10 protein-coding genes and 2 pseudogenes are annotated in these 11,748 nt (G+C 58.5%); 1 reads left to right on the top strand and 11 read right to left on the bottom strand.

Features of this window, described 5'->3' with window-relative positions:
* Nucleotides 1–134 (bottom strand): annotated as a pseudogene (locus tag ACU0BR_RS14295) (IS256 family transposase); the annotation flags it as partial.
* A 100-nt stretch (nt 135–234) separates the two neighbouring features.
* On the opposite strand from ACU0BR_RS14295, the pseudogene ACU0BR_RS14290 reads away from it, so the two are divergent.
* Nucleotides 235–593, top strand: a pseudogene (locus tag ACU0BR_RS14290) (integrase core domain-containing protein); the annotation flags it as partial.
* 122 nt (nt 594–715) lie between these two features.
* On the opposite strand, the gene ACU0BR_RS14285 reads toward ACU0BR_RS14290, so the two are convergent.
* From ACU0BR_RS14285 to ACU0BR_RS14240, 10 genes are all read right to left on the bottom strand, one after another.
* On the bottom strand, nt 716–1,855 hold the full coding sequence (locus tag ACU0BR_RS14285) for an O-antigen ligase family protein (RefSeq protein ID WP_446157505.1): 1,140 nt from the start codon (nt 1,853–1,855) through the stop codon (nt 716–718).
* 155 nt (nt 1,856–2,010) lie between these two features.
* Nucleotides 2,011–3,333, bottom strand: coding sequence for a lipopolysaccharide biosynthesis protein (locus tag ACU0BR_RS14280; RefSeq protein WP_446157504.1), 1,323 nt, complete (start codon nt 3,331–3,333; stop codon nt 2,011–2,013).
* The gene (locus ACU0BR_RS14275; protein WP_446157503.1) at nt 3,321–4,598 is read right to left on the bottom strand and encodes a glycosyltransferase; all 1,278 of its coding nucleotides are present in this window, start codon (nt 4,596–4,598) and stop codon (nt 3,321–3,323) included. The genes ACU0BR_RS14280 and ACU0BR_RS14275 overlap by 13 nt, the downstream gene beginning before the upstream one ends.
* Complete coding sequence (locus tag ACU0BR_RS14270) at nt 4,595–5,773, bottom strand: glycosyltransferase family 4 protein (RefSeq protein WP_446157502.1); 1,179 nt, start codon at nt 5,771–5,773, stop codon at nt 4,595–4,597. The genes ACU0BR_RS14275 and ACU0BR_RS14270 overlap by 4 nt, the downstream gene beginning before the upstream one ends.
* Entirely contained in the window at nt 5,770–6,909 is a 1,140-nt protein-coding gene (locus ACU0BR_RS14265; RefSeq protein WP_446157501.1) for a DegT/DnrJ/EryC1/StrS family aminotransferase, read from the bottom strand. Before ACU0BR_RS14265 ends, ACU0BR_RS14270 begins: the two co-directional genes overlap by 4 nt.
* A gap of 4 nt (nt 6,910–6,913) precedes the next feature.
* Nucleotides 6,914–7,810, bottom strand: a complete 897-nt coding sequence (locus ACU0BR_RS14260) for a sulfotransferase family protein (RefSeq protein WP_446157500.1) — start codon at nt 7,808–7,810, stop codon at nt 6,914–6,916.
* Nucleotides 7,807–8,397, bottom strand: coding sequence for a sugar transferase (locus tag ACU0BR_RS14255; RefSeq protein WP_446157499.1), 591 nt, complete (start codon nt 8,395–8,397; stop codon nt 7,807–7,809). The genes ACU0BR_RS14260 and ACU0BR_RS14255 overlap by 4 nt, the downstream gene beginning before the upstream one ends.
* Nucleotide 8,398: 1 nt before the next feature.
* Complete coding sequence (gene wecB, locus ACU0BR_RS14250; protein WP_446157498.1) at nt 8,399–9,553, bottom strand: non-hydrolyzing UDP-N-acetylglucosamine 2-epimerase; 1,155 nt, start codon at nt 9,551–9,553, stop codon at nt 8,399–8,401.
* A complete protein-coding gene (locus ACU0BR_RS14245) occupies nt 9,550–10,671 on the bottom strand; it encodes a polysaccharide biosynthesis C-terminal domain-containing protein (RefSeq protein ID WP_446157497.1) in 1,122 nt (373 codons plus the stop codon). The genes wecB and ACU0BR_RS14245 overlap by 4 nt, the downstream gene beginning before the upstream one ends.
* The gene (locus tag ACU0BR_RS14240) at nt 10,668–11,705 is read right to left on the bottom strand and encodes an SDR family NAD(P)-dependent oxidoreductase (RefSeq protein WP_446157496.1); all 1,038 of its coding nucleotides are present in this window, start codon (nt 11,703–11,705) and stop codon (nt 10,668–10,670) included. The genes ACU0BR_RS14245 and ACU0BR_RS14240 overlap by 4 nt, the downstream gene beginning before the upstream one ends.
* Nucleotides 11,706–11,748 lie beyond the last annotated feature (43 nt).

Genomic DNA, 11,748 nt, shown 5'->3' with positions numbered 1-11,748 from the left:
GCAAGCAGAGCGGCCAGCTCCGCTTCCACGGCCTGCTCGATCAGGCGACGCGCGCCGGAGCGCAGGATATCCGTCAGCGGATCAGGCGAAAATCCCGATGGATCAGGCAATGGCCTGATGGTAGTCTTCCTCATGTGGCATATCCCTTTCTCTCCAGAGATTTGACGGCGCGTGAACACCGCCATGATATGCCGCCCCTCAGGGGCCATCACCAACTTTCAGCTATATCTCGCCCGCTGGTCGCTCGACTTTCTGGCCGACAGCTTCGGCGCCTCGCGCAAGTTCCGCATTCTGGCGGTGATCGACGATTGCTGCCGGGAAAACCTGTGCCTGCCTTCATCGAGTCGTTCAATGGCAGCTTGCGCGACGAGCTCTTGAACGAGGAGATCTTCGACACTCTGGACAACGCCCGGCGCAAGCTGGCGCTCTGGCGCTACGATTACAACGCCGTCAGGCCGCACTCTTCTTTGGGAAACCAGACGCCGCTCGAAGCGCGCTGGACGCTTGAGCAATTTAAGGACTCCGCGCCCGGCGCGCTTGCCCAGAAAGACCGCCCAGACTACCAATCTCAAACCCGCAGACTCTCGTTATGAACGGGGGACCCAAGGGGGCAGCTCAGGGTGGGAGCATTTCGGCGCGGTTCTGCTGCAACAGTGATTGTTGGAGGCACAAGTGTGAAGCGAAGTCGCCATAATCGGCCGATCCCGGCAGACGTTCAGCGCAGGAAAGGGCGCAGGTACCGATTGCCATCTTTTGTCTTGCAAATATAGGCGAAACGGATGAACAGCGCCACGACCATCCAGGAAAACGGCGAGGTCTCCCAGTGGCCGCTGCTGACCAGTGGAAACCAATAAGCGCTAAAGATTCCCATCAAATAGCCGCCTAGTTTGCGATTGTGCATCACGAAGAACAAGCGAAAGAACTTCGCGAAGAAAATCGTAAAGATGGCACCGCCTAGTATGCCTGTTTCCAACAAAATAATTAGAAAGAAGTTGTGTGCGCCACTCCCGCTGAAGTTGACTGATGGGAAGCTTCCGGGGCCAATACCCAAAATCGGGGACTGCTGAATGAACAGAAGCGCTTCGCCCCAGATGAGAATGCGACCCGAAAGATCACCTGTACCCCGATCGAAAAACGAGTCCATGTAGCCAAAGAGAAATTCTAGAAAACCGAACGCGACTAACAGCGATATGGATAACGCCATTACGGGTATCAAGCGCAGGAGTAACCGCGGTGCGACATTGCGGCTGACATGTAAAGAAATGACCGCTGCACTTGAGATCAATGCACCCCTTGTACCCAATTGTACCTGAAAATACAGGATAGCAAGAATGGTGGACGGCAATACCAGCCTAAACCATGCCGGAAAACGTATAAGGGACGAGGAGACAAGCGAGAACAGGATCACGCCGGAAAGCGCATAGGCTGTGAAGTTCTGATTGTGTCCCGCGACTGACCGACGTGCAAGGACATTTCCCCAATCATCTGTGTTCACTTGAAGCTTTGTGCCCGCAATAACTGCGCCCGCAAGGCTGAAATATACGATCATTCGGATGTGGTTGGGAGACCTGACAAACCGGAGCGTTCCCGCGAAGCTCACAAAGCAGATAAACCACCAGAAGACTGCGTTGAACCAGTTCTCTAAGTCGATGGTCCAATATCGCGAAAGCAGCAAAAGCCCGATATACGTGGCGAAAACGAAAACGCTCGAGTCGACGTTTTTCTTCTGCGTGGCAGCCACAAAGAAAAGTTGAGCTGCACCAATAGTGAAAACCAGCGCTGTCACGGGCGTGGTCAATGGTGCCAACTGAACATAGGTCGCCCACGGCACCAACATGGCAACCAGCGCGATCATGAAAACGCTGGGGGAGAAGGGGATACTCCGATATGTGTTTGTCTGCCTCAAGGTTGGCCCGTTTCCATCATGTCGTGGTTCCAACTTTCTGTCGCATCCGTTTACAGCAAGATGGCCTGTGCAAAGCAACGGTACTTCAAAGGAGCGTCTGCGGGTCATCCGAGCGCATGCGGCAGCAACGGTATCTGCTTCGCGCGCCGGAAGGCAAGCTGTAGGATGCGCGGGGTGACGCAGATGGCGTAGGCGGCAGTTGTGATCCAGGGAACCCACCAGGTTGTTTTGGGTGTCACCACAAGGACTTTTGCCACCAGGCACAGGACAACGAAACCGGCCCATGGAAGGATCTGTTGTCTGGCCATCCCGGCCGCGTTCAGGATCATGTTGAACGGTGATGTGAGGGCGATCACCGTTGCCGATGCAACCATCCCCATGAGCACGAGTTGTTGATCCGGAAAACTGCGTCCCATCCAGAACAGGAAGATTGGGTCTGCCAGAATGACCATGGTTAGGCCGACAATCAGCACTCCAAGCGCGCCGCCCGCGCTCATTTTCATGGCGGTGTGCAACAGCCACGCGCGGTCGCCCCGTGCCAGCGCATTCCCGAACAGAGTCCAGAGCGGCATGAATACCGTGAAGACGATCAGCATTAGCAACAAGCCGAGCCGTGCCGGAACACCGAAATTCGTGACGGCTTCTGCCCCGGCGCGGGCCGCGATGATCATGTTATCCATGTTCATTCCGACGGCGGTGAGGATCGACACCACGAAGAATGCGCCGCCAATGCCTGTCCAGGCTTGGATCGACGTCCGGTCCAGCTTGTCGAAGGTGGGTCTCTGCGCTGGACGGGCAGCGAAATAGACCAAGCTCCACGCAGCCTGGGTCAGGGGCGACGCCAGAGTGTAATGCAGCACCACGATCACTGGGTCGAACCCCTCCGAAATCGCAAACAGAGTGGCCAATAAGGCTGCGATCGGGCCAGTGATCTGGACCAGCTGGGCATGGACATATGCTTGGCGTGCTTGCAGCATTTTGACCAGCAATCCGGTTACGAAGGTCAGGAATAGGGCGCTCAGGACGATCCCCACGACGGCCGCCTGCGCCTGCGACTCGAAAACGTCAGGCAGAACGACGGCGATCAACCCAGTCCCCACGATCGTCACGACGATGAATCCGGCGGCAAGCCCGGCCAAAAGCACATAGGCTTGCCCCAAGAGCGACCGTGCGCCATCCCAATCGCCCCGACCGAACGCCTCGCTGAGACGGGTCAACGCGGCATTTCCAATACCAAAATCGAGAAAGTTCGCGAGCGCCGCCAGGGACACAGCGGTCAGCCAGATGCCAAACAAGGTGGGACCCAGGTGATCCAGCATCGGCCCCATGACCAGCAGCGGCGCGAGCAGCGCCACGGCACGCCCGGCGAGTCCCGAGATCACGGCGACGAACAACGTTTTGGTGCGCGCGTTGATCATGCCCGGCATCCGGCGGTCCCTCGCGCCGACTCGCCGTTCCGCCATTGGGTCCAATGTTCAAGCACTCGCGCCACCTGCGCCTCGGGCGACTTGCTGGCCAGAATGAACGCCCGCGCCCGGGCGCCGCGTGTGGCGCGCTCGTCCGGACTCAGGGCAGACACTATGCGCAAGGCTTGTGCCAATCCGATCGCGTCGGACGTTGCGGGGATCGTCAAGTGTTCCAGGTACTCCGGTGGGATACCAGGCAATTCGTGCATGATCACCTGCTTGCCAGACGCAAGATATTCCATGGTCTTTGACGGGAAGGAATATTTCGTGAATTCCCCTTCCGGGCGGCGCGGGTTCACCAAAACGCTGGCCTCGCGCTGCAATTCCAGGGCGCGGGATCTGGGCACTTGACCGAAATACTGCAGGCGCGGTTCGTGCTTGGTCATCGACTCGATCGCCGGACGGGTGTCACCGTCGCCGCAGATCCAGAGCCGAGCCTCGGGGGCGTCGAGGTCCTCGAAAGCCTGCAGAAGATCGACTATGCCATATCGCGCCGCGAGCGTTCCAGTGTACAGGATGGTGAACGTGTCGTCGCCCGCGTTTCCGGCCTCGGTAGATGGCGGATCATCCTGCGGATCATAGATGCCTTCGACCACCATGCGTTTTTCAACGGGAATCCCGATGCGCTCGCCCATGGCGTCGGTGAGGAAGATCAATGAATCGAACCCCCGGACGAGCTTCCTGAACAGAAACGACTCGACCGTCTTATATGCCGTGTAAAGGCGGCCACCAACGCCCATGAACTCTGGCAGGTCGGGCAGGATCGCGCAGAGAAACACATCACGTCGAAAGATTCGCGTCAGCCGCGCCGCCGCGAGAAACGGCAAATGCGCAGAATAGACCACCACCACCGGTGCCTCAAGTTCCTTGGTGGCGCGGCGCAGTCCGCGAAAGGCGGACACGAACCGCGACCAGAAGCGAATGAAGCGCAGGTTCAGGAACCCTTCGCCGCGGGCCTTGATCCCGGGCGACAACGAGTCTTCACAGGCCGGGAAGGACATGGTGTCATACATTCGGGGATAACTTCCGACGAAGGGCAGGTTTACCAGCTGGATCTTGTCGCCGACATGCACTGCGAAGCCGCGCAGGAATGCCTTTTGCAGCGCATCGGCTGCGTTCTGGACGACGCCGCGCGAATGCTTGAGGATCGCATTACGCTGGGACGGCAGGAAAACACCGCCGAGGAAGATGATGGACGGTTGCTCGCCCAGGTGGGGTGTTGTCATTGGCGGTTGCTCCTCGGCACATCGACTATCGCCCCCCAAGACGCCGATGCCCATTGATCGTGTTGACTGTTCGGGGTCATCATCGGCTTGGCAATGAGCCTTTCAAGCGCCACAGCTATGGCGGACGGCGTAGCGGCTGCGGGAACGGCGCCTCCCCCGCGGCGTTCTAGGTCCCGCGCCAACTGACTTTCGGGTTCGACCAACGCCAGGATTTTGAGGCCCAGATTCTGATAGGTCGCGATCTTGGACGGGTAGGCGACCTTGTAAATTTTCGGGTTCAGCGACACCAGCCCTACATCAGCCTCCTCTATCAGGGCGCTGGCCTGTGCAAAGGGAAGGAAAGGCGCAAAACGTACCTGTGGGTGGATTCTCCATCGTTCCTTGAGGTCGGGCAGTGCTTCGCCGTCGCCAAGGAACATCAGTTCAAGCTCAGGGTGGGCATCGAAACACTGCGCCACGCCTTCGGCCAGAAGCGGCAGATTCTGAAAACGTCCTATGTTGCCGGCGAAAATTACTCGGATTGTGCCCGCCTGTTTGACCAACTCGGGTGGTGGCGCGATGGTCTTGCCATCGGTCTCGAGAGCGGGATTGTTGATGACCGCGATCGCTAGCGGCCCCAGCCCGCGCGCACGCAGGGTTTTGGCCATGTCCTCGGATAGCGTCACGATGGTTTCAGCGCGCCTCAGGGTTTGGTTGTCGAGCCAGCGTAGAAGTCGACGCGGCAGTCCCCGGCCAAGTCTACCACCGCTGAACTGCGACAATTCCGGGTGGATGTCCTGAACGTGATAGACGAACCGTGCACCAACTATCTGCGCTGCCAAGCTGGCCGACCAGGCGGCTACGACAGGCGGAAACGTAGAGGCGGTAACCACGTCGGGGCGCAGGCGCAGAACGGTTATGAACAGGGCCCGGCAATACAGAACCACGTTGGCGAGCCGACAAAGCGGGTTTCGCTTCTCGTTGCCGAACACTCGGATCCGCCGAACTTGGAGCGCACCAAGCGTCTCTCGTGGCGGGGTCTCGTCGGGGTGCGTTTCGGACCGGTATGATGGCATCGAGGACAGAACGTGAACGTCGTGCCCATCTTCGACCAGGGCATCGCCGATCGCGCGCAGTATCAACGCATAGGGGGCGGTATCCGGCCAGAAGAAACGATGAGTTAGCAGTAGCTTCATCGGTCAGGCTTTTTTTTGAGGAGCTTCAGGATACGCTCGATGACCTCGGTCTGCTGCGCTTCGGTCATGTCGGTGCCCGACGGCAGACACAGCCCGGTCTCGAACAGGTGTTCATCAACGCCCGCGCCAACATAGGTCGCGCCATCGAACAGTGGCTGCATGTGCATAGGTTTCCAAAGTGGACGGGTTTCGATCTGATGTTCCATCAACATCTCTCGAATATCCTCGCGAGTAAGTCCCGCTTGTTGCGGATCGACGGAGATGGCCGTCAGCCATTTCGATGAATAGTAGCCCTCGGGTTCCGGCATGAAGCTTATGCCTGGGACATTCAATGCGCACTGATATCTGTTATTAATCGCACGACGAGTCGCAACACGGTTGTCCAGCACTTCCATCTGACCGATCCCGATCGCGGCACAGACGTTTGAAAGGCGGTAGTTGTAGCCGTAGTTAGAATGTTCGTAATGCGGGGCCGGGTCTCGGGCTTGCGTCGACAGGAAACGGGCGCCGTCGGCGATCTCCTTCGATCGGGTGACCAGCATACCACCGCCCGACGTCGTAATGATCTTGTTGCCGTTGAAAGACAGGATCGACGCCTCCCCGCCCGTGCCGCATTTGCGCCCGCCACTATAGGCGGCACCGAGGCTTTCGGCGGAATCCACAACCAGCTTAACGCCGTATTCGGCCGCAAGCACTTCGAGCTGATCAAGATCAACGCTCTGGCCATAGAGATCGGTCGGCACGATGGCCTTGGGCAGTTTCCCGGCCTTCGCGGCCTTTGCCAGCGCCTCGCCAAGCAGCCCCACGTCGATCGTCCAACTCGTAGGGTCGAGATCGAAGAAGACCGGCGTCGCGCCCATGTATAGCACCGGGAAGATCCCACCGGCAAAGGTCATCGAAGAAATCCAGACCTCATCGCCTGCCTCGACGCCGACAAGACGCAGAGCCAGGTGTAGTGCGGCCGAACCCGAGGACAGGCCGACGCAGTGCATGCCCCCGCCTAGATAATCGGAAACCGAAGCTTCGAACGTGTCGAGTTGCGGGCCAAGGGGCGCAATGAAATTGCTTTCAAAGGCTTCGGAAACATAGACCTGTTCATGGCCGGACATATGGGGGCGAGACAGCCAGATACGCATCCGTTTACTCCTGATCCAGATATCCATGCGCCCGCATGGGGGGCTCAAGCACGGATTTGATTGTGTTGGGCAACGCCTCGGCGGCGGCCTGTCCCTTGCCGACCGAACTGGCCCGGACCGAGGATACGGCGGCCCGCAGGGTCTCCTGCTCGCGCGGGGTCTCAAGCCACCGCGTGATCTTGGTCAGGCTGTCCTGCGGGTCCGCAGTAAAATCTTCGTAGCGGACCTGAAAGACCCGCCCTGGAGCCATGTTTGCGAAGGCACTGTCGCTCGCAGAAACACATGCCGCCCATTGCCGAGCGACAATTTCATTAAGCGGTGCCCCCGACAGCGTCTCGAGTTCGGCAAAGCGCGGCCCCCAGGAATCGAAATGCTCCTGCCTGCCAATTTTGATCGCAACGCGATTTTTTAGCGCCGAAACAACATAGCGCGGAAGGTCGGACAGCGGCGCATAGCGCGCCTTCGCCAAGTAGTAGGGAAGGCCCGGCACCTCGAGTTCGCCGCGCCAACGTTTGCTCGCGGAGGCGACGATATCGAACCCGTTGCGCACGATATGGATATAGCGCGCTTCGGGGAGAACCGCATCGACGAAGGGAACGCGCAGCGCATTGGCGCAGGTCTTTTCGACGACAAAATCAGGGGTGCCCTGCTGCCACCAGATCCGCCGGAACGCCTTGCGGATCGACTGACGCGCGGCGGGCGTGGCCCGCTCCGGCGGGATTTCATCATCCGGCCAGTCTAGATTGCCGTGCCGCCAGACCGGGTTGATCTCGTCACAGGGCCAAGTCTCAAAACCGGGCAGCCGCGTCAGCGCATCTCGCAGCGCGTTGGTTCCCGACCGTCCGGCACCAATGATGACGACCGGGGTGAAGGGCAAGGTGTCGGGCTGTCCAGTGGTCATCGCAACACCGTCTTCACAATGTAGCCGATATCCTTCCTGAAGCTCCAATCGTTCAGATACTCGAGGTTGATCCGAACTTTGTCGGGCCAGATCACTTCGGCGTTGTAGCGTTCCGGGTCGTCCACGCCGGCCAACAACACTTCCTCGTTGCGATACTTCAGCGTAGCAGGACCAGTGATCCCCGGTCGCAGCATCAGGATCTTGCGATCTGATCCGGGCAATTGATCCATGAAGCCCGGCACATCTGGCCGTGGACCGACGAAGGACATATTGCCTATCAGGACATTCCATAGCTGCGGCAGCTCATCCAGCTTGTAGCGGCGCAGCTTCGCTCCTAACCTTGTGATCCTTACGTCACCGGCTTGGGTCACAGTCGTGCCTGCGACAGGTCGCATGGTGCGCAGCTTGACCACTTTGAAGAGTTTTCCGCCACGGCCCACCCTTTGCTGGCAGAAAAAGCCGCTAGCGCCGGTATCCCGTCCGGCCATGTACCATGTCACTGCGATCACCGGCCACAGGAGGGCCAGACCCAGTGCGGCAACGACGATGTCAAAAAGACGTTTAAGCGCAAAATCAAAACCAACCATCTCAACCAATCACTTGCGCTCTGATCCCATCCCATGTGTTAGAAAGCCGTGCGGTGCCGAGCACAAGGTTCACGACACGCTCTGAGGTATTGGTGATGCAGTAATCCGTGGGGACGGGGTGCGACTGGCCGGCCGCCTGACGATCCGCGAAGTCCCGGGTAATTGCTGCGATCCCATCCAGGATCGTGTCAGGGTTCAGCCCTGTCATGATCAAACACCCGACATCAAGCCCCTCCGGGCGTTCGATCGCGTCGCGCGGAGTGATCGCCGGGAAGCCCAGCATGGAGCTTTCCTCAGCAATCGTGCCGCTATCGGAAATCGCGCAGAAGGCACGCATCTGAAGCTTGTTATAGTCATGAAAGCCGAACGGTTTCATCCATTGTACACGCTCATCCAGAGTCATATCGCTCAGCGCGTCCAGTCGCTTACGGGTGCGCGGATGGGTCGAAACAATGATGGGCATATCGAACTGCGCGGCAATCCGGTTGAGCGCATCCACAAGCGCCGACAGGCGCGTGGCACTGTCGACATTCTCTTCACGGTGCAGCGAGACGATGAAATAGCCAAGGTCATTCAGCTCAAGCCGCGATAGCACATCTGAAGCGTCGATCCGCTCGCGGTAGTGGTCCAGAACTTCGCGCATCGGCGAGCCAGTCAGGTAGATGCGGCGATGCTGGATGCCTTCCGACAACAGGTGCCGCCGCGCGTGTTCCGTATAGACAAGGTTGAAATCGGCGATGTGATCCACGAGCTTGCGATTGGTCTCTTCGGGGACGTTGCGGTCGAAGGACCTGTTGCCGGCTTCCATGTGGTAGACCGGGATCTTCATCCGCCGTGCCATGATCACTGAAATCGCCGAGTTGGTGTCACCCAGAACCACAACCGCATCAGGGCGCTCTTCGGCCAGCACCTTCTCACTTTCCGACAGGATCTTTCCAAGCGTCTCGCCCAGCGTGCCGCCGCCCGTGCCGAGGAAATGGTCGGGCTTTCGCACCCCGAGGTCCTCAAAGAATACCTCGTTCAGCTCATAGTCCCAATTCTGCCCGGTATGCACGATGACATGATCGGTGAAATCGTCGAGCCGAGCCATGACTCGGGACAGACGGATAATCTCGGGCCGCGTGCCGAGAATGGTCATCACCTTGAGCCGTTTCATTTTAGCACCTTATCAGCAAACGTGTCCGGGTTGGCCGGATCGAACAAATCATGAGTCCAGAACAAGGTCAGAAGCTCGGTGTCACCTGTATTCTCGATCGAGTGGGTGTGCAGCGTCGGCATGTCGACCGGCGCTGGCGCATCGCCGGAAACCCTATATTCCCAGACATCATCGCTCAACACCTTGCGGATGCGGATCATCGCCTCGCCCTGGACAACGAGAAAGCGTTCGACCTTGTTCAGGTGGAAATGATCGCCGCGCGTGATGCCGGGCTGGGTGGTCGACAGGAAAGTTTGGCCGCCGCCCCCGCCCTTGACCGCTTCGAACAATGTGCCACGGGCATCAGTATTGAGTTTCAGCGGTCGTGGAAATCCGCTCGGATACAGGGCCGCGCGATAGCTGTTGAACAGGGCGACCGTGAAAGGATCGCCAAGATCCGGATAGATGTTGGCCTGGTAGTTGGCATGGAACTGCTGCAGGAGCGCGAAGAGGCCAGCCACCGAAATGTCATGCGTCTCGGGCCGCAAGGTGCCAGTGGTGCGATTGATGGCCGCGTCCAGCGCCGCCTCTGCCACTGCGCCCGCATGCAACAATGCGACACGGCCTTCGGGGTTGATATCTGGAGTTTCGCCCGCGATCACCGCTTCGATGAATGTCGCTGTGACGTTGTTGTACCGAGGGCGCGCGCATTCACCGAAAATATGCGGCAGCACCATGTCAGTGTATCCACCTCCAACTTGTGACAGCACCTCGCCCGCAATGCGCTTCGAGCGCCCATAGGGCGTGTCGCTCGCGGCATGCGTCGAGTTTGCATAAATAATATGGGGTTTATGCCCGGCGATCTTGCATGCCTCTGCCAACCGGGATGCGATCGCAGGATTGGCCGCCTCGACCACATCGTCAGATGCACGGTTGACGCCAGCGAAATGAAGCACGGCCTGCGCCCCATCAACCGCGGCTTGCAGGGCCGCGTCGTCATCGAAAGCGACATGGTCGAGTGCAACGATATCGAAGGGTGGCGGCTCCCCATTGAACGTCGCAGTGCAATTAGCCGCATGCAGCCGCGCATGCGCATGCCATCCGATCAGCCCTTTTGCGCCGGTGATGACAAATTTCATTGCACGTCGTTCCAGTTGTTCAGTTCCGTCTGGACTTCGGGCAGGGTCAGTAGGAGTTCTTTCACATCGGCGACACTCAGTTGCTCGGTATTGTGCGAGTGGTAATCTTCGTTCTGTTTCGTCTCGGTCTCGCCTTCAGAGAAGTAGGGCTTGTAGTTCAGATCTCGTATGTCGAGGATGATCCTATAATAGTCGCCCATATCCTCTGAGCTGCCGAGTTCCTGCGCGCTGGCCAGGGTCTCGTAGAGCTTTTCGGCGTGGCGCCAGCCGATCATCTCGACAGGGTGGTCGGGAACATCGAACAGCTCCTTCAAGGCGGTCACCAAGTCGGCAATCGTAGATGCCGGGGCCTTCTTGATGAACAGATCGCCCTGGTTGGCGTTCTGAAAAGCATGGTGAACCAGGGCTACACTATACCGAAGCGGCATAAGGAAGCGCGTCATGGTCGGTTCCGTGATGGAAATCGGCTTGCCTGTTTTGATCTGGCGCACGAAAAGTGGAATGGCCGATCCGCGCGAGTACATTACGTTGCCATAGCGAACGGCCGAAATGATGGTGTCGCCATCCGGGCCCAGGGTTCTCGCCGCGGCCTGAGCCGTCTTTTCCATCAGCGCTTTTGTCATCCCCATAGCGTTAACCGGGAATACGGCCTTATCTGTCGAAAGGCACACGACGCTCTGTACCTTCGCGGCGATTGCCGAACGAATGACATTCTCCGATCCGATGACATTTGTTAGTACGGCCTCATGCGGGAAGAACTCGCAGCTGGGGACCTGTTTCAGCGCGGCCGCGTGAAAAATGGCATCCACACCCTGCACAGCACGATCAACGGCACCACGATCCCGCACATCTCCGATGTAATAGCGGACCCGGTCATCACGCAGATCGTTTCTGAGCGCGTCCTGTTTTTCCTCGTCGCGGGAAATTATCCGGACTTCTTCGATGCCGTCATCAAGAAGATCCCGCAGCATGGTCTTCCCAAAGGATCCTGTGCCACCGGTTATCAAAACACGTTTTGGTTTTTCGCGCTTCATATTTGTCATCATTCTTTCCCTAAGGCTGTAAAGTTACTGCGCC

The organism is Brevirhabdus sp. (assembly GCF_052826345.1).
Note: the sequence above shows the minus strand (reverse complement) of the source record. Positions and strands in the feature narration are given on the sequence as shown.

Coding starts and splice junctions, on each gene's coding strand:
- ACU0BR_RS14255 (WP_446157499.1), bottom strand. CDS start 8,397: ATGGTTGGTTTTGATTTTGCGCTTAAACGTCTTTTTGACATCGTCGTT.
- ACU0BR_RS14285 (WP_446157505.1), bottom strand. CDS start 1,855: ATGATCGCGCTGGTTGCCATGTTGGTGCCGTGGGCGACCTATGTTCAG.
- ACU0BR_RS14280 (WP_446157504.1), bottom strand. CDS start 3,333: ATGCCGGGCATGATCAACGCGCGCACCAAAACGTTGTTCGTCGCCGTG.
- ACU0BR_RS14275 (WP_446157503.1), bottom strand. CDS start 4,598: ATGACAACACCCCACCTGGGCGAGCAACCGTCCATCATCTTCCTCGGC.
- wecB (WP_446157498.1), bottom strand. CDS start 9,553: ATGAAACGGCTCAAGGTGATGACCATTCTCGGCACGCGGCCCGAGATT.
- ACU0BR_RS14270 (WP_446157502.1), bottom strand. CDS start 5,773: ATGAAGCTACTGCTAACTCATCGTTTCTTCTGGCCGGATACCGCCCCC.
- ACU0BR_RS14260 (WP_446157500.1), bottom strand. CDS start 7,810: ATGACCACTGGACAGCCCGACACCTTGCCCTTCACCCCGGTCGTCATC.
- ACU0BR_RS14265 (WP_446157501.1), bottom strand. CDS start 6,909: ATGCGTATCTGGCTGTCTCGCCCCCATATGTCCGGCCATGAACAGGTC.
- ACU0BR_RS14240 (WP_446157496.1), bottom strand. CDS start 11,705: ATGAAGCGCGAAAAACCAAAACGTGTTTTGATAACCGGTGGCACAGGA.
- ACU0BR_RS14245 (WP_446157497.1), bottom strand. CDS start 10,671: ATGAAATTTGTCATCACCGGCGCAAAAGGGCTGATCGGATGGCATGCG.